Origin of the sequence: Calderihabitans maritimus (genome assembly GCF_002207765.1) — a bacterium.
Lineage (GTDB): Bacteria > Bacillota > KKC1 > Calderihabitantales > Calderihabitantaceae > Calderihabitans > Calderihabitans maritimus.
Genome location: NZ_BDGJ01000016.1, coordinates 1 through 23,612 on the forward strand (window position 1 = coordinate 1; position 23,612 = coordinate 23,612).

Consider the following 23,612-nt stretch of genomic DNA (forward strand, 5'->3'; position numbering starts at 1 on the left):
GTTGGGGTAAGATGTTTTGTTTGATACCCTAAAACGGGCTATTTGTGCTTGCTTCCGCACAGCGCAATTGGCTCGAATAAAAAAGATAGCCTCGGAATTTACTCAGGTTTCCGGGGCTATTCCTGTAATACTAATACAATTTGCCGGCTGCGGTACATTTTTTATGGAAAATAGTAAAGGTCCGGTTAACACCGGACCCTATTTTGAGGAGGGAAGTTGCGCTCATCCAAGGATTTCTTTGAGATCCTGTTCTGGAGTGGTTACAAGTTTGAGACCGTACTGTTCCTGCAGCACTTTGAGTACATTTGGTGTAATAAATGCAGGTGCAGTGGGGCCTATGCGAATATTTTTGATTCCTAGATGCAGAAGGGTTAGCAGGATGGCTACGGCTTTCTGCTCGAACCAGGACAATACCAGGCTGAGCGGTAGTTCGTTGACACCGCAGTTGAAAGCCTTAGCCAGAGCCAATGCCACTTGGACGGCTGAATAAGCATTGTTGCACTGACCGATGTCAATGAGGCGCGGGATACCGTTGATGTCTCCCAGGTCAAGATGGTTGAAGCGATACTTGCCGCAGGCTAAGGTGAGCACTACGCAGTCCTTCGGCACCTTCTGGACAAATTCGGTGTAGTAACTGCGGCCCGGTCTTGCTCCGTCGCAACCGCCCACCAGGAAGAAGTGGCGTATCTTACCGGCTTTGACTGCTTCGATAATTTTATCAGCTAAACCTAGAATGGCCGTGTGATGGAAGCCGGTAGTAATGGTTCTACCTTCAGTTTCTGGTAGCGGCGGTAGAGACTTGGCCTTTTCAATCACCGGCGTGAAGTCGCGGTTCTTAATATGGGTTACTCCCGGTAGTCCGGTAACACTGCAGGTAAATATACGGTCCTGGTAAGACTCCTTAGGGATCAACACACAGTTGGTGGTAGCAAGAATTGCACCGGGGAATTGCTCAAACTCCTTCTTCTGGTTTTGCCAGGCAGTACCATAGTTACCCACGAGGTGAGAGAATTTTTTCAGTTCGGGATAGGCATGGGCCGGAAGCATTTCTCCGTGGGTGTAAACATTCACACCTGTCCCTTCCGTCTGCTTAAGTAATTCATACAGGTCCAGCAGGTCATGTCCGGTGACCAGAATACCGGGGCCGGATTTGGTACCGGTAGAAACCGCGGTAGGGACGGGCGAACCAAAGCGCTCTACATGGGCTTTATCCAGTAGCTCCATAATCCGCAGGTTCATTTCCCCACACTTCAGAAGCAGTTCAATGTGGCGGTCAAGATTAAAGTTGACGTTGGTAAGGGTGGAGAACAAAGCTTCATGCATAAAGGCTTCAACTTGGTCATCGCGCGCACCCAGTTCCCGTGCATGGTATGCATAGGCTGCGATGCCTTTCAGACCAATAAGCAAAGTGTCCTGCAGCCCCGCGATATCTTCGTTCTTGCCACATACACCTACCCTGGTACAGCCGCTACCGCCGGCCGTCTGTTCACACTGGTAACAAAACATACCAATCTCCTCCTCTTCCGTTTTTTTACTTTGATTGTAATTGGCGGAGCCAGTTTATTCTGTGACGGGAATCACAATCTTTTTGTGTTTTTAGTCGGGCTTACATCTTTTAAAACAAAAAAGAACCCGTCTTTGATGACGGGTTCTCTTTCGATTCGATCTGCGGGTGCGCGGTTTTTTATTTTCTATTAGGGATGAATATTTTCCCAAACCTGGCGATCAGATAGGCCGTAATTCCCCCGTAAACGGCTAGGCTGACCACGGCAAAGAGGTTGGTAAAGGCTTCTCTTTGTATTTGAGGACTGATCTTTAGTAAGGGCATGACAAAGCCTACAGTTCCCATACCAATAATCCAGGCCAGGAGAATGCCTTTGAATATCGCATAATCTCTTCCGGTATAGCGGAGGAGATAAGCGGTAAAAATTCCTCCGACCATCCCTATGACAAGGTGACCTGCGATTCCTATCAGCCACGCGGCAGGGGTGCCCAATAGCTGCCGGACCAAAAAGATATCCGCGGCTACACCAATAGCTGTCGAGTGAGGTATTTTCAGTAGAGTGGCTACAACGGACAAAAGGTCCATGGCCAGAGTACCGATAATACCTGCCAAACTTCCTACCAGAAAAGTATCTTTCATTGCCGTACCCTCCTGTACGTCTCCCTGTAATATAGACTGAAGCGGCCTGATCCTATTTAACCTATTTTAGTATTAGATTTTTCTGCTCTTTCCTATACTTTTTTAAGTAAACAGTCTATTTTTCCAGGATTTAGCAGGATAATAGCTATTAACTGTAGAATACATTCTTGTCAAAATCTTCTTAAACAGGAGGGATAGATTTGGACCTTAAATTAAGCCGGGAAAGAGACGTTCTGATAGTCGACCTGCAGGGAGAACTGGACCTTCTGGTTGCGGATAATTTTCGTTCGGAAATAGATCGCTGTTTAGAAGAATGGCCGGTTAGAAATCTTTTACTGGACCTGAAGGAGGTTACCTTTATCGACAGCTCGGGACTGGGAGTTATCCTGGGGAGGTATAAAAAGGTTACTGAAAGAGGCGGGAAAGTACTTCTTACCGGCGCTCGACCACAGATTAAAAAGATTTTGGAATTGTCAGGACTGCTTAAAATAATGCCCCACTACGATACCATACAGCAGGGAATGGACGAACTGGCTTAAAGGAGGCTAAAGAATGTCAACTGATAACTTGGGTAAACTGGAAAATAGAGTGCAGTTAAAGCTCCTAAGTGTACCGGAAAATATTGGTCTTTGCCGTGTAGTAGTAGCTTCGGTAGCGGCTCGGAAAGACCTTACTTTGAATGAACTGGAAGAGATAAAGGTTGCCGTGTCGGAGGCAGTATCTAACGCTATAATTCACGGGTACGATAACAACCCAGACGGGATAATTTTTTTGGAAGTCAAAAGGTTTGAAAAAGGTTTAGAAATTCTGGTTGAGGATAAAGGCAAAGGTATTGAAGATGTAGAGAAGGCTATAGAACCGGCTTATTCCAGCAATCCGGAGCGTATCGGACTGGGGTTTGTTTTTATGAAGTCCTTCATGGACCGGGTAGAGGTGGATTCTAGGGTGGGCGAGGGAACTCGCGTGCGTTTGGTCAAAAAGTGGCCGGCAAATGGAGAAGAAGGCTAAAAAGAGGATTAAGTGGGGATACTATGGTGGCACGTCTGTCGGAAATGAACATCCCGCGATTCCCGCTGCTTTCCGATGAAGAAATGGAAGAGCTGCTAAAAAAGGCCAAAGCGGGAGATCAGAAAGCCCGGGAAAAGTTAATCAACTGTAATTTAAAACTGGTATTTAATTTGGTGCAGCGATTCGAAAACAGGGGATACGAGCTGGAAGACTTGTTTCAGGTGGGCACTATTGGATTGATGAAGGCAGTGGATAAGTTCGACCCGAGTTTCAATGTGAAATTTTCTACCTATGCGGTACCCATGATTATGGGGGAAATTAGGCGTTTTTTGCGCGATGACAGTCCGGTGAAGGTCAGCCGTTCCTTAAAGGAAACTGCCTTCAAAGTTAATCGGACCAAAGAAAACCTGAGTAAAGAACTGGGTAGAGAACCTACCATCGGCGAAATTTCGTCGGCCCTAGATATTCCCGTAGAGGAGATAGTGGAGGCGATGGAAGCCGTGCAATTACCCAGTTCCATTCATGACACTGTTTATGAAGATGATGGGGATCCCATATACGTTCTGGATCAGTTAGCCGCAAGGGAAGGGAAAGCAGGTGCTTGGGTTGACCGGGTGGCCTTGAAGGAAGTGTTGAAAAAGTTGCCGGAAAAACACCGCCGGGTTATAATGCTTCGTTTTTTTGAGGATAAGACCCAGATGGAAGTGGCCGAAATTATAGGCCTTTCCCAGGTGCAAGTTTCCAGGATTGAAAGGCAGGCCCTTAAAATTATCCGCCAGCTCATGACTGAACCAGAGCCATCGGGGGAATATTAGTGCTATAGTATATTTTAATTGGTGAGAGAGATACTTAGAATGAGACCAATTAGAAAAAGCCTTGGAGGAGGTATGACAGTTGCATGTAAAAGTAGTTGAGCTGGTGGGAGAATCTCATGTCAGCTGGAAGGATGCTGTACAGTCTGCCGTAAGTGAAGCGTCCAAAACCATACCTAACATAACGGGAGTGGAGATTTACAACCTGACGGCAGACGTTCACGAGGGACGTCTGGTGGATTTTAAAGCTAACGTAAAAATTGCTTATACCGATGAGTAAGCCTCTTGATAGGGCACCTGCCTGCAGGCAGGTGTTTTTATTTGTCCTGCATAAAGGCCACTCACCGGGACCATAATATTTTTTGGGAGGCGATAGTATGGTCCCACCAAAACAAGGGGGAACGAATTCTCCAAATTCTTTACCGCAGGAAATCCAGCAGAGTCAACAGCAATACCAGCAACAGGAATACCAGGCCTTAGTCAACCGGGTGAAACCGAAACCTCCGGTGCTAAAAAATGCTGTATTTGCGTTTCTGGTGGGTGGACTTATCAGCATGATCGGCCAGATATTTATGAATCTGTTTATGGCCGGCGGTTTGGCCCAGCAGGAGGCCAGCAGCGCCACGATTATGGTTATGGTGTTCCTGGGGGCTTTTTTAACCGGTCTCGGTATATATGACAATATAGGGAAAGTTGCCGGGGCCGGGTCTATCATCCCTATAACCGGTTTTGCCAATTCTATCGTTTCCTCCGCTATGGAGTTTAAAAGGGAAGGTTTCGTTTTTGGAGTTGGTGCCCGTATGTTCAATATTGCAGGTCCCGTATTGGTCTACGGGTTTTTAATCTCGGTAATAGTTGGCTTGATAGCGTTTATGTTTTCCTGAGGTACAGGAGGGGATATTCTTGAGCCAGACGCTAAAAAGGGTGGGCCAGCGAACGGTTCAGTTTTCTAACCCGCCTTGCATTATTTCAACGGCAACCATAGTGGGGCCTAAAGAAGGGGAAGGTCCCCTGGCCCATACTTTTGACAAGGTTATGGAGGATACCTACTACGGACAAAAATCATGGGAAAAAGCGGAGAGCAAAATTTTGGAAGAGAGTGTCCAGATGGCCTTACAAAAGGTTAATCTGTCGCTGCAGGATATCGACTATCTACTGGCAGGAGATTTGATAAACCAGATTATTTGTTGCAATTTTGCGGCCCGCACGCTCGGTATACCTTTCTTCGGGTTGTATGGTGCCTGCTCTACTATGTACGAGGGTCTCGCCCTAGGGGCCATGCTTATCGACGGAGGCTTTGCCTCTAAGGTAGTGGCGGCGACCTGCAGCCATCATAACACTTCCGAGCGCCAGTACCGTTATCCTACCGAGTTAGGGTCCCAGCGTCCCATGACTGCCCAGTGGACTATCACCGGTGCGGGGGCTTTTGTTTTGGCCAGTGAGGGTACGGGGCCGAGAATTACGCACGCTACGGTGGGTAAAGTGGTGGATGCGGGAGTTAAAGATCCTTTCGATATGGGCGCGGCTATGGCTCCCGCGGCTCTTGACACCCTGGTTAACCACTTTAAAGATACCGGTCGCGGTCCACAGGATTATGACCTGATCGTAACCGGAGACCTGGCTTCTGTCGGACGTTCGGTGTTAATCCAACTGGCTCAGCAGCAGGGCTACGATTTGTCCCAAAACTACACCGACTGTGGTGTTCTTATATTCGACCCGTCTCAGGATACTCATGCCGGGGGAAGCGGTTGTGCCTGCATAGCTGTAGTAACCGGCGGTTATATTCTAAACCAGATGAAAGCCGGTAAGCTGAGGAGGATTTTAGGTATAGCAACCGGTGCCTTACTGAGTCCTTTGAGCGTACAGCAGGGAGAATCCATACCTGGTATTGCTCACGCAGTAGCCATTGAGCTGTAACAGTTTCAGAAAGGGGATGGTGTAGTGAATCTGCTAATGGCTTTTTTAGTAGGAGGAATAATTTGTTTAATTGGGCAGTTAATTATGGATCTTACTCCCTATGAAGTAACTCCCGCTCACGTTCTGGTGGGGTTTGTGATCATGGGCGCCGTATCCAGCGGCCTGGGTCTCTACCAGCCTCTGGTAGACATAGGAGGAGCCGGGGCCACTATTCCCCTCAGTGGATTCGGCCACACTTTAACCCAGGGGGCTATTAAGGCGGTAAAAACTAAAGGTTTACTAGGAGCCTTCGGCGGGGGAATCGAGGCGACGGCTGTAGGTATTGCGGCTGCCATCGTGTTCGGCTATGTGATGGCTGTACTGTTCAATCCCCAGGGATAAACTACCCGGATGGGAGTGGTTAATCAATGATTGCTGACGACGGTCAGAAGGCCAAGATAAGCAAAAAACTGGACGAAAACCTCAAGTGGCTAAACGAAGCATTGGGTATTGACAAGAATTTTGATATCATCAGCCGGCAGGTGCATTTTGCAGGCAAGGATGCCTTTCTGCTTTTTGTGGACGGCTTCACTAAGGATAATATAATGATGTATCTTCTCCGCAGTTTAACCCTGGTTAAGCGGGAAGATATAGTGGTTAATACTCTGGAAAAAATCTTTAAAACTTATATCGATTACATTGAAGTGGACCAGACCGACGATCTTCATCAGGTGGTGGATAGGGTTCTGGCGGGTCAAACCGCCCTGTTTATCGAGGGCGAACAAAAAGCCATTCTCATTGACGCCCGGGAGTACCCTATTCGCTCGCCGGAAGAGCCGGACCTGGAAAGAGTGGTGCGCGGTTCCCGGGACGGATTTGTGGAAACCCTGGTATATAACACCGCTCTTATCCGCCGGCGAATTCGTGATCCCAAATTACGCATGGAATTGATGGAAGCGGGCACTCGTTCCAAGACCGACATTTGTATTGCTTACCTGGAGGATGTAGCCAACCCCAACTTAGTGCAACTGATAAAGGAAAAAATTGAAGCCATCCGGATGGACGGCCTGCCCATGGCCGAAAAATCCGTGGAAGAACTTATTATGCCCGGAAGTTTTTGGAATCCCTTTCCCAAAATCCGGTATACGGAGCGCCCGGATGTAGCGGCAGCTCACCTGTTGGAAGGACATGTGTTGGTGCTGGTGGATACTTCTCCCAGCGTCATGATTTTACCCGCTACCTTTTTTCACCATGTACAGCACGCCGAGGAATACCGCCAAAGCCCGCTGGTAGGGGCTTTTCTGCGCTGGGTACGATTTTTCGGCATTGCTGCTTCGGTTTTTTTGGCTCCGGTATGGTTGTTGGTGGCTTTAGAACCGCGATTGCTTCCTGAGGGGCTAAAGTTTATCGGTCCCGACAAACCCGGGCAGGTAGGATTAATGTGGCAGTTCTTTTTTGCCGAACTGGGTATAGATTTGCTTCGCATGGCGGCAGTACACACTCCTTCGGCCCTGACCACCGCTCTAGGCTTGATCGCTGCCATCCTGATTGGTGAAGTGGCTATAGATATTGGCCTTTTTGCGCCGGAGGTAGTTTTATATATGTCCATTGCCGCGGTGGGAGTTTTTGCCACTCCCAGTTACGAACTGGGTATGGCCAACACTTTGGTCCGGATTTTACTAATCTTTGCCGTAGGGCTATTCCGCCTGCCTGGTTTGCTGGTAGGTTTTGGCCTGGTATTCATATTCCTGGCCTTGAGTAAATCGTTCGGTGTCCCTTATCTATGGCCGCTAATACCTTTTAACTGGACCGCTTTGAAGTCTATCCTGGTTCGTTCACCGGTGCCCATTCAAAACACCCGTCCTAGTGCTTTAAAACCTCAAGATGCCAGCCGCCAGCCGTTACCAGCTACCAAACCGTTGAAACGGAAAAGTGAAAATTCGGAAACAAACGGAAGTAGAAGAAAAGACGAATAATCTGGATTTTAATGGCAATAATAAATTTGGATGTTGAATCAATATAGGAGGGCTGGATAGATGGCTGTCAAAATCGGGATTCCCCGGGCCCTTTTTTATTATTACTACTATCCTTTATGGCAAACGTTTTTCATGGAGCTTGGGGCTGAGGTATTACCCTCCCCTTCAACCAATAAAAAAATACTGGATGACGGTATTTCTAGGGCGGTAGACGAAACGTGTCTGCCGGTGAAACTTTTTTATGGGCATGTCATGAACCTGAAAGAAAAAGTCGACTGTATCTTTGTACCGCGTCTAATCGGCTTAGAGAGAAAGGCCTATATCTGCCCTAAATTAATGGGACTTCCCGATATGATAAAAGCCAATATACCTGGTCTTCCCGATTTATTGGTGGTCGATATCGATCTGAGCCGGCGGGAAGAAAAACTATACCAGGCCGTTTTTCAAACGGGACTGTATTTTACTCAAAATCCGTTTCGGATTCGGAAAGCTTGGAACCAGGCTGTGGAGGAGCAGGAGAGATACCAGCGCATGACGTGGGGCGGTGTATTGCCCTGTGAGGCGTTGAAAATTATGGAAGGCCAGATGCCAAAAGTTTCTCATGAAGGCGAGTTCAGGGTAGCCCTGCTCGGGCATGGGTATAATCTTTATGATCACCATACCAGCATGGATGTCATTGGCAAGCTTAGGCGACTGGGAACAACGGTGGTTACTTCCGATAACGTGCCGCGAGAAGTAATCGAACGGGAAGCATCCCGGCTCCCTAAGCGCATGTTCTGGACCCTGGGGAAAAGGATTATAGGGGCTGCCTTCCACTTTTTGCAGGACCCGCGCATCAAAGGGATTATCCACTTGGCTTCCTTCGGGTGCGGTCCCGATTCCATGATTGGGGAACTGGTAGAACGGTATATTCGTCGGACGCGCAAGCTACCTTTCCTAATGCTGACAGTCGACGAGCATACCGGTGAGGCCGGGGTGGCCACCCGCCTGGAAGCTTTTGTAGACATGCTGGCCTTGAGGGGGGCCTGGTCATGAAAGTAACCTTTCCCCATATGGGCAATCTTTATATCGTGGTGAGGGCTTTGCTGGAGGAACTGGGACTGGAGGTGGTAGTTCCACCCGCCTGTAGTAAGAGAACACTCACTTTAGGAGCCCGCCATTCTCCTGAATTTGCCTGCCTGCCGCTGAAAGTTAACCTGGGGAATTACATGGAAGCGGCGGAAAGGGGAGCGGATACCATCCTTATGGCTGGAGGGGTAGGACCCTGTCGCTTCGGGTACTACGCTGAGATCCAGCGGGAAATATTGAAGGACCTTGGTTATGAATACGAGATGGTGGTACTGGAACCCCCCGACCAACATTTTTCCGAAGTACTGGCGAAAATTCGTTACCTTACCGGAAGGCGTTCCTGGAAGGAGATTTTTAAAGCCCTGCGTCTGGCCTGGTGGAAAGCTTTAGCGGTGGACCGGGTTGAAAGAAGGGTTCAGTATCTGCGCCCCCGGGAAGAAGCTACGGGCCGGGTGGATGAAATTTACCGGAAGGCTTTGGGGGCTATCGATGACGCCTCCGGAAGGGAGGCCATTGACCGGGCGGTGAAGCAGGCTGAGGAGGAACTGAACTCCGTTCCTCAAAGAGAAGGTCCGGTACTGAAAATCGGGATAGTAGGGGAAATTTATACCATCCTGGAACCCTTTGTCAACCTCAACATGGAGAGGCATCTGGGGCGGCTGGGAGCCGAAGTTAGACGGTCTATTTATCTCAGCGAATGGATTGACGAGCACTTGTTTTTCGGCCTTTTGGGAACCGGCGGGAGCAGGAAAGTAAAAAAGCTGGCCGTTCCCCACCTTAATTCTTTTGTAGGTGGTCATGGCCGGGAGACGGTTGGTTGTACCGTCCGCTTTGCCCGGGAAGGATTTCAGGGAGTAATACAGGTGGCTCCCCTTACCTGTATGCCGGAGATTGTGGCCCATTCGATCCTGCCCGGAGTGGGAAGGCAGGAAAACATACCTGTGATGACTTTCTATGTGGACGAACAGTCGGGGGAGGCGGGTATAGTCACCCGTTTGGAAGCATTTTTAGATCTGGTCGGCCGGTCAAATTATAAAGAAATTGGTTTAGTTCAGGGATAAGGTGCGGAGCCTATATACTGGAAGGGAAGGAGTCAGAATGAAAGTTTATTTGGGCATAGATGTAGGTTCGGTGAGCACCAATCTAGTGGCCATGAGTGAAAACGGAGAAATTAGGGAGAACATTTATCTGAGAACTCAAGGACAGCCAATTGTCACCGTAACCAGAGGTTTAAAAATGATCGAAGAAAGCCTAGGGTCGTCCTGTAAAGTTAAAGGGGTCGGCACCACCGGCAGTGCCCGCTACCTGACGGCGGCGATTGTAGGAGCTGATGCAGTTAAGAATGAAATAACCGCTCATGCCGTGGCTGCCTCCTACCTGGTACCGGGGGTTCAGACGGTACTGGAAATCGGCGGGCAGGATTCTAAGATCATTATCCTGCGCAACGGCGTGGTAGTGGATTTTGCCATGAATACGGTATGTGCCGCCGGTACGGGCTCCTTTTTGGACCAACAGGCTGCCAGGCTCAATATTCCTATTGAAAAATTCGGAGAACTGGCGCTCAAGGCCCGGACACCGGTGCGGATTGCAGGGCGCTGTTCAGTCTTCGCGGAGTCCGACATGATTCACAAGCAGCAGATGGGCCACCGCTTGGAGGATATAATTGCCGGTCTGTGTGAGGCGCTGGTAAGAAACTACCTGAACAATGTGGGAAAAGGCAAAGAAATTCTGCCCCCGGTAGTTTTTCAGGGAGGGGTAGCGGCTAACGCCGGTATGCGCCAGGCTTTTGCCAAGGCCTTGGAAACAGATATTATTGTACCCCGGTATTACAACGTGATGGGGGCGGTGGGAGCGGCTTTACTGGCCAAAGAAGCCGTTCAAAAATCCGGAAAAACGAAATTCTACGGCTTTGAACTGACCAACTTTACTTACGACGCTTCCAGTTTCGAGTGTAAGGGTTGTGCCAACCTTTGCGAAGTGATAGAAATCCGGAGGGAGGAAGAGGTGCTGGCCCGCTGGGGTGACCGGTGCGGCAAGTGGAGCAACATCCTGTCCTCAACCGCTACTGGATAAAACTAAAAGGCATAGTATACTCAATCTGGACAACCTCCTAATACATTTAGTAAAATGGTGCTATAAAAAGTCGAGGAGAGGAGAGAGGAGATTGAAAGAACCTACCAAAATTCTACTAGAAGAAAAAGACATTCCGACGCGGTGGTATAACATCCAGGCAGACATGCCGAACCTGCCCAAACCACCTCTTAATCCGGCCAGCAAGAAGCCTCTTGGCCCTGAAGATTTGTCTCCCATTTTCCCCATGGACCTGATTAAACAAGAGGTGAGCACCGAACGATGGATCGACATTCCCGACGAAGTCCGGGAAATATACCACCTGTGGCGCCCCACTCCCCTGTACCGGGCCCACCGGCTGGAAAAGGCCCTGGATACCCCGGCCAAAATTTATTACAAGTATGAGGGCGTGAGCCCGGCGGGTAGCCACAAGTTAAATACTTCGGTGCCTCAAGTTTACTATAATAAAAAAGCGGGCATCAAACGGATCGCCACCGAAACCGGCGCCGGGCAGTGGGGTAGCGCTTTGAGCCTGGCCTGCCGTTTCTTCGGTCTGGACTGTACTGTATACATGGTGAAGGTGAGCTACCATCAGAAACCTTACCGCCGTTCTTTCATGGAGCTATTCGGGGCCAATGTCATCCCCAGCCCCAGCGAACATACGGAAGCGGGAAGAAAGATTCTGGCCGAGAACCCCGATTCTTTGGGCAGCCTGGGTATTGCCATCAGTGAAGCGGTAGAAGACGCCGCTACCCGGGAAGATACCAATTACGCTCTGGGCAGCGTGTTAAACCATGTGCTGCTTCACCAGACGGTGATTGGTCTGGAAGCGAAGAAACAACTGGAGAAAGTGGATAGCTACCCGGATGTAGTTATAGGCTGCTGCGGGGGCGGCAGCAACTTCGCCGGTCTTAGTTTTCCCTTCCTGCAGGACGTATTAAGCGGCGGGCGTAAAACAAGAGTCATGGCGGTGGAGCCCAGTGCCTGCCCCACGCTGACCCGGGGCAAATTTGCCTACGATTACGGGGATACGGCAAAGCTGACACCGATAAGTATGATGTACACTTTGGGACACGACTTCGTACCTCCCGGCATCCATGCCGGAGGCCTTCGCTACCATGGGGATGCTCCCCTGGTAAGCCAGCTTTACCATGACGGCTTTATTGAGGCCAGAGCCTATCCGCAAAGGGCTGTGTTCGAAGCGGCGGTAACCTTTGCCCGTAGTGAGGGAATAGTACCGGCTCCTGAGGCGGCCCACGCGGTAAAGGCCGCCCTAGACGAAGCTGTTGCCTGCCGCGAAAGTGGAGAAGCGAAGACCATCCTTTTCTGCCTCAGCGGGCACGGTTTCTTCGACCTAGCGGCTTATGATGCCTACCTGGCCGGCGAGCTGGAAGACATAGAGTATTCGCCGGAACTATTAGAACAGAGCCTGGCCAAATTGCCTCAGGTGGAATAATTCCTGTATCATTGAACAAAAGCTTGCGGCTAGTCCGCAAGCCTTTTAATTGCAAAACCTGCTTAAGAAACAGACTACAGAGAAGCAACCCTTTAGAAAAAAATCTTATGAGGGATTTTTTAACTATAGCCTGTGTAGACAGGCTGTTTTTTTTGCGCCCGGCAGGGACGAAGGCTTACGGGTGAAAGTCCCGAACGACGAAGGTGGCAGTAGTCGTTAGTTTAAGGCAAGGATGCCTGCAAAAGATTCTTTGCCCTACGCAGCCCTTCAATGAAATTCAGCTATTGCGGTAAAGGGTTTATAAATAGTACAATTGATTTAATAGAGAAAAAGGCGAAAACGGGAAGGTGAGTGAGAAGATTAACCAGACAAATCGACATAAACTTTAATATTACTTGTTTTAAGGAGGTCAGGCCGGTGCAAAATGAATCTTCACTACTGCACTTTAAGGAACTTTTGGAAGAAGCAGGATTACAGCAGATACAGGAACGAGTGAGTATAGTAACGGGCCTAGCAGTTTTAGTTACAGACCCGGAAGGTAAGCCGATTAGCAGGGCAAGTATTCCTTGCTCTTTCTGTACGATGGTCAATAACACGGACTCGGGCCGTTTGCGCTGTATGGCTTCCCGGAATGAATTAGCGAAGGCTGCTGTCAAATCCGGCCAACCCTCGCTGCAGTTGTGCCATTCCGGGCTGGCACAGATTGCCCTCCCCATTAAAATAAAAAGCGAGACGGTAGCTGTCACGATAGGGGAAGGCGTGAGCCTAAAACCGCTGTCTCTGGAGATGGTGCCGGAACTGGCGAGAGAGCTGGGCATTAACGGAAAGGAACTCACGGAAGCGGCACGGGTAATACCGGTGTGGACGGAAGAGCGCCTCCGGGAGGCAGTCGAACTTTTTCACGCCTTCACGAGTACTCTTTTTCGGCTTTTGAATTCGAGGCAACAGTTGTGGGAAAAGGTTGAAGAGCTCAAGGGCTGGTTTGAGTTGAGCCAGGCAGTATCGTCAAGTCTTTCTTTGTCAGAAGTAGCCAAGCGGGTCCCGGAAATCGTACCCGGAGTGGCCGGTGCCACCGGTGGGTTGCCGGTTAAGCTTCCCCAGGAAAGCCCGGAATTTGCTGTTTCGGATACCAACCAGGAACCGCGTGGGGGTTCTGGGAAAGAGTTTGTTGAAGGGGCAACGGGTGAAGCGAATGAGTTGCGCCACCTGGGAAGCAGAACAGTAGAGGAAAGGCTGGCGGCCTTTTCACTACCCCGCGAGGTGTGGGAGAAAATAACCCGAGCTTTTACCCACCCGGTTAAACCTGAGGACGTCAAGTTCGGCGAGGACGAAGCTCGCTTTTTGAGCGTCCTCGGTACAAGCTTCGCCTTGGCCCTGGACAGGGGTCTAGAGGAACACGCAGCAATGCTCAAGCAACTAATTGAGGTCGGCCAATTGGTATCTTCTAGCCTGGAAATAGACGCGATCATGAGATATGCGCTGCAAAGCCTAAAGGAAGTTTTAGGGGCGAAGTGGTGTGCGCTGAGGCTGCTTGACGAGCAAACGGGAGAACTGGTGCTGAAAGCGAATTTAGAAATGAGTGAGGATTTGCCAGCCGAGCCGGAGCGAGTGCGAGCAGAAGGCACGATCCTGGGCGAGGTGTTGAAAACGGCGAGGCCCCTGATTGTGGAAGATTTGGCCAAGGGCGATCCCTCTTTGCGCCTGCCATATTACAGCGAGGAAATGCGTTCCGTTGCTGTGGTTCCTGTACAGGCCAGGGGAAAGGTATTGGGTACATTGACTGTTTACACGTCTTCGCCTCATAACTGGAAGGAAGATACGATCGGTTATCTGGCGATCATAGCCAGTCAAGTGGGCCTGGCGGTAGAGAACGCAAAGCTTTACGAATCCTTACGGGAAAATTACATGAGCGTTGTAAGAGCGCTGGCCGCGGCGTTGGAAGCAAAAGACAAGTATACGCAGGGCCATTCGCTGCGGGTAGCACGGTGGGCAAAGGCAGTAGCTCGAAAAATGGGGCTTTCTGAAAAAGAACAGGAAATGGTTTATATAGGAGGGCTGTTGCACGATATAGGAAAGGTCGGGGTAAGGGAGTACATACTGCTCAAGGCAGACAGGCTTACCGAGGAAGAGAAAAAAGAAATACAGTCTCATCCCTGCGTGGGAGCGAAGATCCTGGAGCCGGCAAAGCTTCCGCAAGAAGTAGTTGAAGCAGTTCTTTACCACCACGAAGACTATGATGGCGGTGGTTATCCGGAGGGCATCGCTGGCGATAAGATACCGCTTCTGGCTCGGATTATCAGGGTGGTGGATTCTTATGACGCTATGACGTCGGACAGGCCTTATCGCCAAGCTTTTTCCCGCCAATGGGTAATAGAGGAACTGAACCGTTGTTCCGGGAAGCAGTTTGACCCGGAAGTGGTAGAAGCCATGAAAAAGGTTTTAGAGGAAGATTTATAATTAAATTGCTATGGGTGAAAAAAGAAAGAGGCTTCTGGCTAAGGGCCGGGAGTTACTGAGAATCTGCGTTTTTTATCCAAGGAGGGACGGTTATGAGTGAAATCACGGAGAAGGAGATCGAGCGCTATGAAAACCTGCTCAGGGAGATGTGGACTGCGTCGGCGAAGTACCTGGGGATACTTTCTGTAAACCTGCTGGTGGAAAGAGTGGTGTGGGAGGTTTCGCTGGAGTATCAGGAAATAGAACTTCTTCAGTACGACCAAGATGGGATATCCTGCGCAAGGATAGCGGCCCGTCTGAAGGAAAACCCAGAGCTGCCGGTTGGAGATATGTTCATGAAGTTTATCACCAGGTATGTAGCAATTTTGGCCAGACTCATTGGCCGTGAAAGAACGGAAGAAATAAAAAAGAGGCTGAACGAAGAATTTGCCAGTATTCCTTTTGACTCCAGGGAGGAATGAAAGATGGATAAATTGATAACGGGCATAAAAAATCTTGACTACATTCTTGGTGGCGGCATACCTGCTTATTCATTAAACATCGTTTCTGGCTCTCCGGGTAGCGGAAAGACGATACTAGTCCAAAACATCATATTTAACAACGCCAGGGCCGGTCGCAAAAGTCTATATTTGACTACCATATCGGAATCACAGTTCAAGATGGTAAGACACCTGCAGGGGTTTGAGTTTTTTTCGGATGATTTGTTGGGGGAGAAGGTTATTTATGGAGATTTGGGAGCTGTTCTACGGGAACAGGGCGCGGATAAGGCTCTGGGATACTTGACGGAAATGATTAAGAAACATCTACCAAACATAGTTGTAATTGATAGTTTCAAGGCCATAAGAGACATCTTCCCGGATGAAAAAACTTTTAAGGCTTTTGTTTTTGATCTGGCTGCCGCTCTATCGATATGGGAGATCACTGTATTTCTCGTCGGCGAATACGAAGAAAAAGAGCTGACGCTCTTAAGCGAATTTGCCATTGCGGATGGAATTTTTCACCTTTACGGGCAGGAAGAAAAGCGATTTCAAAAAAGGTTCATCCGTATTCTGAAAATGAGGGGGACCAGTTTTCAGCAAGGGGAACACCTGTTTCAAATTAGCCCGGTGGGGATAGAAGTGTTCCCGAGGATGAGGCCGGAGGGTGAAGAACTCCAGTATGGGTTCAAGCCGGGACGAAAGGGATTCGGAATTCCGAGTTTAGACGAAATGCTGTATGGTGGGTTAACAGAAGGGACTATCACCCTCGTTTCCGGTGCTACCGGTACGGGTAAGACGATACTCGCCCTTAAGTTTTTACTGGAAGGGGCTGAAAAAGGCGAAAATGGAATATTCCTTTCTTTTGAAGAGCCTGAGGCTCAACTGCAAAATACGGCCCGTCGTCTGGGATGGGAGATAGACAAATATCTGGCCCAGGGTCGACTGAGCATCGAGTTCATTTCCCCCATAGAACTGGATGTAGATAAACACGCTTTTGAGATACTGGACCTGATCAGGGAAAAAAAGGTGGAGAGGTTTGTCATCGATAGCATCTCCTCTTTTGAAAACAGCGTTTCTGACCCGCAAAAGTACAGGGATTATCTCTGGGCGTTAGGACAGCAGCTCAAGAGGCGGCATATCAGCTCTATATTTACGGCGCTCAACGATGACCCTTTTTCACCTTTGATAGTATCCAGAGAACAAATATCCTTACTCGCTGATAATATAATCATCCTGCGGTACGTGGAGGACGGTTCCAGCATCAAAAAGGTTCTTGGAATCTTGAAAACCCGTGGAAGCGACCATGACAAGGCCCTGAGGGAGTATGAGATTACTCCAAACGGAATAAATATCCTCGACAAATTAAACAAAGCAGATATGCTAAGGTGAGGTGATACTAAATGCCAACCAACCTTCTCCTAAGCGTCTCAGTAAAGTACTGGCAGGAGTTTCAGGATACGCTGGCCAAGGTCATGGACGCAAACATTTACATCTTTGATATAAACGGTGGTTCTTTTTCCCGCTTCAGTTTGCCTGTTGAATTATGCCAGGAGGTAAATAAAGGGAGGGAACTCCGTAACGAAAAGTGTATCAGTTTTTATAAGTCCGCCCTCGCTTCCTTAGAAGATAAAGATATTGTTACCTGTCCTTACGGGATTAAACTTTGTGCATACCGTTTGGGCTCCTATGCCCAAAAGATAGGGTTTCTGGTGGTCGCTCCTACCAGGCTTAGAACCCAGGTGGGACTTGAGGAAGAAAATACCTTTGTGTCGAAAGCAAACAGCATTTACCAGACGATCAATGAAGTTCTTAAGGCCATCCTGGAAAAAAACCTGTTAGGATTAAGGAGGCTTGAACTGAACAGCATCTATGAGATCAGCCGCCTGATGACCTCGATCGTCGAACTGGACAAGGTTCTGGATCTTATAACGAATTCGTTGATCATAATCTACAAGGCCGAGCTATGCGTTGTCGGCCTTCGAGAGGGAGATAAAATCAAAGTAGCGCAGGCTAAAGGGGAACACGCCCAACCATTGATCGGAAGGGAATGGCCGTTGGTCCACCCGCTGATGGAACAGGTTTTTTCAAAAGTTGAGCCGTCATTCCTGAGTCTTGAGGAATTAAGGCCTCTACCGGGTTTTGCCGGTGTAGAGGTTACTCCCGGAGCTGAAATTCTAATTTATCCCCTCTGGACTGCTTTGGGGGCCGTCGGTTTGTTAGGTATAGTGGCCCCTGTTTCCATGGATGACAACGGAGACAAAAACCTGCAGATATATGCAAACTTCGCTGCGGTGGCCCTGTCCAACGCGACCCTTATACGCCGCCTGGAAAGAGAAGCCGAAACCGACGTCCTGACCGGTTTCTTTAACAAGCGTGCCCTGCGGAACATATTGGCTAACGAACTCGAGAGGACAGTCAGGTACGGTACTCCTCTTTCGGTTATTTTCCTGGACATAGATGACTTCAAGGCTTACAATGATGCTTTTGGCCACCTGTCCGGCGATGTGGTGCTGGAGAAAACGGCAGAGATAATAAGAAACTCCATCAGGACGGTGGATATTGCGGGCCGGTACGGGGGCGAGGAGTTTGTAATCATTCTTCCGGGAACAAACAAGGAAGGTGCGGTAAGAGTGGCAGAAAGAATACGGAAATCTATAGAAACTTTCCCTTTCCCGCACCGCCGGATCACGGCAAGCATTGGCATAGCCTCGGCACAGAAAGACGATTCTATCGATTTGCTGCTGGCAAGGGCGGATCAGGCCTGTTATCGAGCCAAGAAAGAAGGAAAAAACCGCTTCTGCTTGAACCTGCCCTGACCATATCCGTTTTAGCTTCCAAATGGGAAGATACTGAACCAAGCCTTAACTTTTCATGGGAGGGTAGACAAACAGCTTGTGTTGTTGTAGAATAAAGTCTAATAAATGAGAGGGTACGCCTTCTGCGTGTTCGTACTTTAGGTTGGCGAGAAAGGAGTTGGCTATAGTGGACAACAACCGGCTAGAAATGCTTGTGGAGGAACTGGGGGCCAGTGAGCAGGAAAGAAAACTATGGCGCAAACTCTTGCGGGAAGCTGTTTCGGGTGCCGGCGGAAATGAGTTGCGCCAGGCGTTAAGGGAACCCTTGTGTGATTTGCTTCAGGAACTGGGAGAAGTGAATCTAGGGGCAAAGTTAAAGTTTGTTATCGAGCGCATACCGACTTTTCCAACTGCCGAGCTTTTGCCGTTGATCCTAGAGCTCTGCGGTGAGCTGCGCCACCATAGCGAGCAGACGGTTTGCGAGCTTGAGCATATGCTTTCGGAGTTGGGAGCGCCAATTATTCGCGTTTGGACGGATGTCTTGCTGGTGCCGCTGATTGGTGGCTTCGATAGTGATCGGGCGCAGGCTTTGGTAGAAAGGCTTTTGGAGCGTGCCAGTACTACGCGGGCCAAAGTGGTAGTCGTGGACGTCACAGGGGTCTCCACGATTGATACCGCAGTAGGTGGTTTTCTTATTGAAATGTTTAGCGCGGTCAAGCTACTAGGAGCGGAGGTTATCTTAACCGGCATCAAGCCCGAAATTGCCCACACTTTGGTAAAGCTGGGGATCGATTTCCGCATGGTGGCGATAGCGCGTGACCTTGAAGATGCTCTGCGCCAGGCTATAGCCCTCCTCGAGGAAGAGAGGAAGCAGCGTAGACAAATCGCATGGGCGCAGGGCAGTAATTTTTCAGGCGAAGGTGAAGAGCACCATGACACATAAAGAAAGGGTAGTTCCAACCATAAGGGTGGGTGATTGTTTGCTGGTGCCCATACAGATAGACCTGGACGATAAAACTGTGGAGCAGCTGCAGGCACAACTTTTGGCGGAAATTCAGGAACAGCGGGTACGGGCGGTTATTTTGGACGTACGGATGGTAGAGGTAATTGACAGCTATATATCCTATACTCTTTCCGAGACTGCTGCTATGGCCCGCCTGATGGGTTGCCGCACGGTGATCTGCGGTATCCGGCCTCCTGTGGCCCTAACTCTGGCCCAAATGGGAATAGAATTGCAGGGTTTTTTGGTTGCCCGAGACCTTGAGCACGCATTGACTCTAGTATAGCCCTCTTAAGGGAGGAGTAGGAGGCCTTGGAAGGGAAAGTAAGGGAGTTACTGGATATCCCGGCGAACGACTTTGACGTGGTGGTGCGTATCGCGCGGGAAGAAGATATTGCGGTAGCTAGGCAGATGGCCAAGCAACTTGCTCAGGAGCTTGGTTTTTCTCTGGCTGACGTAACCAAAGTAGCAACTGCGGTTTCCGAACTTGCGCGCAATATCTATCGCTATGCGCAAACCGGCAAAATAATGATCCGCAAGCGGCTCGAGGAGAATGGCGGGCCTACCATAGAGGTGGTGGCGGTTGATCACGGTCCGGGTATTGAGGACGTAGACCTGGTTTTGACAAAAGGTTACACAACGTATGAGCGCAGTCTAGGCATAGGCTTGTCGGGAATAAGACGCCTTATGGATTCTTTTGAGATTGCCTCCGAAGTCGGTACGGGCACCGTGGTGAGGGTGGAAAAGAGGAGGCGCAGGTTTTGAGATTACAGGATGAAAAATTGGAAACTGATGAGCAGGCAGGAAGAGGCTCCGGGTGGAAAGTGTCGACCCTTTCGCGTCCCCACTGGCGGGAAAAGGTGAGTGGTGACCTTTGTTATACTCAGGAGCTAGAAACACATGTACTTACAGTTGTTGCGGATGTTCTGGGCCACGGGGAAGGAGCAAACCGGGGAGTGGCAGTCCTAGCGCAGGCGCTGCAACGGGCTGCGGGGGACCTGCAGCAGGTGTACTCCATTCTGGAAGAAGCGGCTTTTCAGACGCGGGGATGCGCTCTTTTTACGGCCCTGCTTAAACGAAAAGCCATAGAATATGTTTTGGTCGGGAACATCAGGGGGTGGGTGCTGACGCCAAAAGCTACGGAGGTTTTGGTAGGGCAGCCGGGCATTGTAGGCAAGAGAATGTTGAAACCTGCCGTCCGCCGACTGGAGCTGTCGGAGCCAGCTCTTCTCGTGGTTTGTACCGACGGGATAAAGCGTAGCTTTTCACCCGTAGGGTTGCCATGGCTTTGGGAAGGGACGGTGGAAGAAACGGCCCGCCAGGTGTTAAAGAGATATGGTATCGCTGAAGACGATGCCAGCGTACTGGTAGGGAGGAGGCATGTCTAGTTGTCGGGGGAATTTTATGCAACTTACCGTAAATATCTTGAACGTTATATATATGAAGGGGCTACGGAGGGGGTACTTCTGGAAGCGTACCAAGATCTCCTCCGCTGCCTGGATGAGAGCGAGGTACAGGCCGCCAACATTTTGGATGTGCATACGCGTGCCTTTCGGGAGGTTATGGGAATCAGGCGGGACAGTGACAATGTGCAGTGGATATACATAGACCGCGCGACCGAGTTTCTGGCCCAAGTCCTAATAGTTATTGATACGTTCTTCCTCCAGTTGAAGGAAAGGGTTGAGCGCGACCATCTCACCGGGCTTTACAATCGGGTAGCCCTTTACCGCCTTTTTCCCCGGATGCTTAAAGATGCTCAAATGCAGGGCAAGCCGCTTGTTGTAGCCATGCTCGATTTGGATGATTTTAAGCGAATCAATGACCGGTTTGGTCACCAGGCAGGTGATGAAGCACTTCGTTCCGTAGCTGGTTTGATCGAAAGAGTTTTGCGAAGTGATGACGTAGCCGTTCGTCTTGGCGGTGAAGAATTTGTAATTGTCCTTCCGGCTACAGATTCTGTCAGGGCTAGGATTCCTCTCGAACGAATTCGGGCCCAAGTAGCAGCAAAAAAAGTGCTGCCAGGACTGGAAGGCCTTACGGTAAGTATAGGAGCTGCCGAGTATGCCGGCCGTGGTGCCGTCGAACCCGACGAGCTAATCCGTCAAGCGGATCAAGCGATGTATCGAGCCAAAGAATTGGGCAAAAACAGGGTGGTTTTTGCCAAGGACGATGAGGAGTGAACGTGTGTGTGGTTTTCCAAGGGAATGCTGGAGCTTGTTCAAGAATTAACATCCCAGGCGGAGCAATTGTCCTTGGTTGGGGAAGAAGTTACAGAAAGGGTGGTGCAGGCATACGCCGACCGACTGCGAGCCTTGTTGGAACGGGTAAGGCAAGAGACAAGCGAGACAGAACTGCGCGGAGCAGCGAGCGACTTTTTGGCGTTGTTTGCTGGAAGCCATAACGAGGAACTCTTGCGGCGGCGTATAGAATTTGGGAGAAAGCTGGGCGCTGCAGAAGTGTCGCTGGAACAACTGGTAACAGCCTACGGTTTCCTTTTCGGGCGCTGGTGCGACGAATTAGTCCCGGTTCTCCCATTCCCGGAGAGAGAACTGCAAAGCTTGAAGTACGGCGGGACATCGCTGCTTCTCGACCTCGGCCTGTTACTCCTCGGATACGAGGGGGAGGTAGCGCGCCAGATGCGGATGGTTTCGGAAGTAGATGTTCTTACAGGCCTTTTGAGCCGCCGCAAGTTCGAAAAAGAGTTGCAGGAGGCACTCGAGTTCGCCCGGCGCACAAAACGAGAGTTCTCTTTGTGCTGGATAGACATTGATAATTTTAAGCTGGTTAACGACGTTTACGGTTATACCGTAGGGGATATTGTACTTAAGGCTGTGGCAGACTTCCTGCGGGAGGCGGTGTCCGATGCCTTTGCGATTGCACGCATAGGCGGTAACGAGTATGGAGTTATCCTAATGGATACGGGTCCTGCCGAGGCCCTGGCCAAGGCGCAGGAACTGTGCCGGGGCATGGCCGCCTTGAAAGTTCGTCCGTTGGGGGACGAAATTTTTATTACAGGCAGCATAGGTGTGGCTTCTTACCCCCACCACGGGGAAGCGCTAGCCGACCTAATGTGTGCCGCCGAGGTTGCTCAGGTAATGGCCAAGAGGACCGGTAAGAACCGGGCACTGCTGGTGGATGCAGCCGGTGAGAGCACTAATCCTACAGTGGTTCACGAGAGAATTCTTCTCTTGCGAGAAGCTCTGCGTTCGGAGGGGGCCATTGTTCCTTTTTACCAGCCAATTGTAGATCTAGAGACCGGCAGGCCGGTAGGTTACGAAGTTCTCGCTCGGGTGAGGAGGGGGGAAAAGTATCTTCCTGCCGGGCTTTTTGTAGAGGCGGCTGAGCAATTCGGCCTTATGGGGGAAGTTGGGCGCATAGTTATAGAGCAGGCACTGCAGGAAAAAAAGAATTCTTGGGCTGAGGACATGCTTTTCTTCATCAATTTTTCCATGCGCGAGGTAGAGAGCGGAGGAACTCCGCAGTTCCTGGCTGATCTTTTACGCCGCTACGGCATCCGCCCGGAAGAAATTGTTGCCGAGATTACCGAGCGACAAGCCGTGCGCGATATGCATGCCGTGCAGGCTTTTGCCAGGGACATGGCAGATTTGGGCGTGCGCCTAGCAGTCGACGACTTTGGAAGCGGTTTTTCTTCGTTTCTTTATCTACGCTACTTCGACTGCTACTTTGCCAAAATAGAGGGGTCTCTGGTGCGCGAGATAACCAGGAGTGGTCGCTGCAGGATGATTGTAGAAAACATGGTAAGCCTCTTACAAGGACTTTCGGTGGAAGTAGTGGCCGAGTACGTTGAAAGCCGCGAAGCAGTTGAGATTTTGCGCCGTGCCGGTGTTCGATACGGGCAGGGTTATTATCTGGGCATGCCCTCGCGGTTCCCTTGTAACGGGGAATAGCGTTAAAATAACCTTCCATACCGGAAGGGAGTTAAGTTGACCGGGAAAGGTTGATCCAAAAGGCAGAATTTTTGCTGTCCAGCCAAGCCAAGGTCAAGGCCAGTTACAAACGGGGTGGCAGAAGAAAGCTTGCGGATAACCGCAAGCTTTCTTGATACCAGGATGCTGGGACGGCGGGTCGCTTAACCGTTCAGTTTTCTATCAAGGGTCAGTTGTGGTATCAACCGTTAGGAGGGAGTTTTTAGCTGTCCCGGGCCGCCGCACGAGGTAATCAATAGTCTTAATGCCATAAGTTAAGCCTTTCCCTTAAATCGTGATATCAAACATGTGCAATAACGGGCTCAATTTTACTGCCGGTAATGTGATATATAATTCACAGACCTCCAAAACTGGGCGTAAAAGGTTGCCACGCCGAAGACCTTGCTGAAGTCTCCCTAGTGTATACGAAGAGATCTAGGCTTACGGGAAAACGGCTTGGCTGGTATGACGGTTGATTGCGATTTCGGCTTCCTCCCGCGTACAAAAGTCCGTCGGAGCCCCGCTG

Annotated in this window: 24 protein-coding genes; 22 read left to right on the forward strand and 2 right to left on the reverse strand. The window is 50.0% G+C overall.

The features are described from left to right. Positions 1–222 precede the first annotated feature (222 nt). Positions 223–1,506 carry a hydroxylamine reductase gene (gene hcp / locus KKC1_RS02315; RefSeq protein ID WP_088552895.1) on the reverse strand — a complete coding sequence of 428 codons (1,284 nt, stop codon included), beginning with the start codon at positions 1,504–1,506 and terminating at the stop codon, positions 223–225. 178 nt (positions 1,507–1,684) lie between these two features. Next, positions 1,685–2,143 carry a hypothetical protein gene (locus KKC1_RS02320; RefSeq protein ID WP_088552896.1) on the reverse strand — a complete coding sequence of 153 codons (459 nt, stop codon included), beginning with the start codon at positions 2,141–2,143 and terminating at the stop codon, positions 1,685–1,687. Between the two features lie 200 nt (positions 2,144–2,343). On the opposite strand from KKC1_RS02320, the gene spoIIAA reads away from it, so the two are divergent. The 22 genes from spoIIAA (at position 2,344) to KKC1_RS02430 (ending at position 23,068) form a co-directional block, all read left to right on the forward strand. Further along, the gene (spoIIAA, locus tag KKC1_RS02325) at positions 2,344–2,682 is read left to right on the forward strand and encodes an anti-sigma F factor antagonist (protein WP_088552897.1); all 339 of its coding nucleotides are present in this window, start codon (positions 2,344–2,346) and stop codon (positions 2,680–2,682) included. A gap of 13 nt (positions 2,683–2,695) precedes the next feature. Next, positions 2,696–3,151 carry an anti-sigma F factor gene (gene spoIIAB, locus KKC1_RS02330; protein WP_088552898.1) on the forward strand — a complete coding sequence of 152 codons (456 nt, stop codon included), beginning with the start codon at positions 2,696–2,698 and terminating at the stop codon, positions 3,149–3,151. 23 nt (positions 3,152–3,174) lie between these two features. Continuing rightward, on the forward strand, positions 3,175–3,966 hold the full coding sequence (gene sigF / locus KKC1_RS02335; protein ID WP_088552899.1) for an RNA polymerase sporulation sigma factor SigF: 792 nt from the start codon (positions 3,175–3,177) through the stop codon (positions 3,964–3,966). Between the two features lie 79 nt (positions 3,967–4,045). Further along, on the forward strand, positions 4,046–4,243 hold the full coding sequence (locus KKC1_RS02340; RefSeq protein WP_088552900.1) for a dodecin family protein: 198 nt from the start codon (positions 4,046–4,048) through the stop codon (positions 4,241–4,243). Positions 4,244–4,340: 97 nt separating this feature from the next. Then, entirely contained in the window at positions 4,341–4,847 is a 507-nt protein-coding gene (spoVAC, locus tag KKC1_RS02345; RefSeq protein WP_088552901.1) for a stage V sporulation protein AC, read from the forward strand. 19 nt (positions 4,848–4,866) lie between these two features. Beyond that, the gene (gene spoVAD, locus KKC1_RS02350) at positions 4,867–5,880 is read left to right on the forward strand and encodes a stage V sporulation protein AD (RefSeq protein ID WP_088552902.1); all 1,014 of its coding nucleotides are present in this window, start codon (positions 4,867–4,869) and stop codon (positions 5,878–5,880) included. A gap of 24 nt (positions 5,881–5,904) precedes the next feature. Then, entirely contained in the window at positions 5,905–6,261 is a 357-nt protein-coding gene (gene spoVAE / locus KKC1_RS02355; protein ID WP_088552903.1) for a stage V sporulation protein AE, read from the forward strand. A gap of 26 nt (positions 6,262–6,287) precedes the next feature. Next, positions 6,288–7,835, forward strand: a complete 1,548-nt coding sequence (locus KKC1_RS02360; RefSeq protein ID WP_088552904.1) for a spore germination protein — start codon at positions 6,288–6,290, stop codon at positions 7,833–7,835. Between the two features lie 60 nt (positions 7,836–7,895). Further along, positions 7,896–8,870: an acyl-CoA dehydratase activase-related protein gene (locus KKC1_RS02365; protein ID WP_088552905.1), complete on the forward strand. Its 975-nt coding sequence runs from the start codon at positions 7,896–7,898 to the stop codon at positions 8,868–8,870. Further along, positions 8,867–9,964 (forward strand): acyl-CoA dehydratase activase-related protein, encoded by a 1,098-nt coding sequence (locus tag KKC1_RS02370; protein WP_088552906.1) that lies wholly within the window; start codon positions 8,867–8,869, stop codon positions 9,962–9,964. Before KKC1_RS02365 ends, KKC1_RS02370 begins: the two co-directional genes overlap by 4 nt. Positions 9,965–10,001: 37 nt before the next feature. Further along, a complete protein-coding gene (locus KKC1_RS02375; RefSeq protein ID WP_088552907.1) occupies positions 10,002–10,976 on the forward strand; it encodes an acyl-CoA dehydratase activase in 975 nt (324 codons plus the stop codon). Between the two features lie 91 nt (positions 10,977–11,067). After that, a complete protein-coding gene (locus KKC1_RS02380) occupies positions 11,068–12,429 on the forward strand; it encodes a TrpB-like pyridoxal phosphate-dependent enzyme (protein ID WP_088552908.1) in 1,362 nt (453 codons plus the stop codon). Between the two features lie 417 nt (positions 12,430–12,846). After that, positions 12,847–14,886, forward strand: coding sequence for an HD domain-containing phosphohydrolase (locus tag KKC1_RS02385; protein ID WP_192868040.1), 2,040 nt, complete (start codon positions 12,847–12,849; stop codon positions 14,884–14,886). Between the two features lie 92 nt (positions 14,887–14,978). Then, positions 14,979–15,347 carry a hypothetical protein gene (locus tag KKC1_RS02390; protein ID WP_088552910.1) on the forward strand — a complete coding sequence of 123 codons (369 nt, stop codon included), beginning with the start codon at positions 14,979–14,981 and terminating at the stop codon, positions 15,345–15,347. 3 nt (positions 15,348–15,350) lie between these two features. Beyond that, positions 15,351–16,754 (forward strand): DUF7125 family protein, encoded by a 1,404-nt coding sequence (locus KKC1_RS02395; protein WP_088552911.1) that lies wholly within the window; start codon positions 15,351–15,353, stop codon positions 16,752–16,754. 11 nt (positions 16,755–16,765) lie between these two features. Continuing rightward, entirely contained in the window at positions 16,766–18,181 is a 1,416-nt protein-coding gene (locus tag KKC1_RS02400; RefSeq protein WP_088552912.1) for a GGDEF domain-containing protein, read from the forward strand. Between the two features lie 166 nt (positions 18,182–18,347). Next, the gene (locus KKC1_RS02405) at positions 18,348–19,103 is read left to right on the forward strand and encodes an STAS domain-containing protein (RefSeq protein WP_088552913.1); all 756 of its coding nucleotides are present in this window, start codon (positions 18,348–18,350) and stop codon (positions 19,101–19,103) included. After that, positions 19,093–19,446 carry an STAS domain-containing protein gene (locus KKC1_RS02410; protein ID WP_088552914.1) on the forward strand — a complete coding sequence of 118 codons (354 nt, stop codon included), beginning with the start codon at positions 19,093–19,095 and terminating at the stop codon, positions 19,444–19,446. The genes KKC1_RS02405 and KKC1_RS02410 overlap by 11 nt, the downstream gene beginning before the upstream one ends. A gap of 26 nt (positions 19,447–19,472) precedes the next feature. Continuing rightward, positions 19,473–19,925: an anti-sigma regulatory factor gene (locus KKC1_RS02415; protein WP_238134167.1), complete on the forward strand. Its 453-nt coding sequence runs from the start codon at positions 19,473–19,475 to the stop codon at positions 19,923–19,925. Beyond that, positions 19,922–20,548, forward strand: coding sequence for a SpoIIE family protein phosphatase (locus KKC1_RS02420; protein ID WP_088552915.1), 627 nt, complete (start codon positions 19,922–19,924; stop codon positions 20,546–20,548). The genes KKC1_RS02415 and KKC1_RS02420 overlap by 4 nt, the downstream gene beginning before the upstream one ends. Then, a complete protein-coding gene (locus KKC1_RS02425) occupies positions 20,549–21,340 on the forward strand; it encodes a GGDEF domain-containing protein (protein ID WP_088552916.1) in 792 nt (263 codons plus the stop codon). A 6-nt stretch (positions 21,341–21,346) separates the two neighbouring features. Then, entirely contained in the window at positions 21,347–23,068 is a 1,722-nt protein-coding gene (locus tag KKC1_RS02430) for a putative bifunctional diguanylate cyclase/phosphodiesterase (RefSeq protein ID WP_088552917.1), read from the forward strand. Positions 23,069–23,612: the final 544 nt, after the last annotated feature.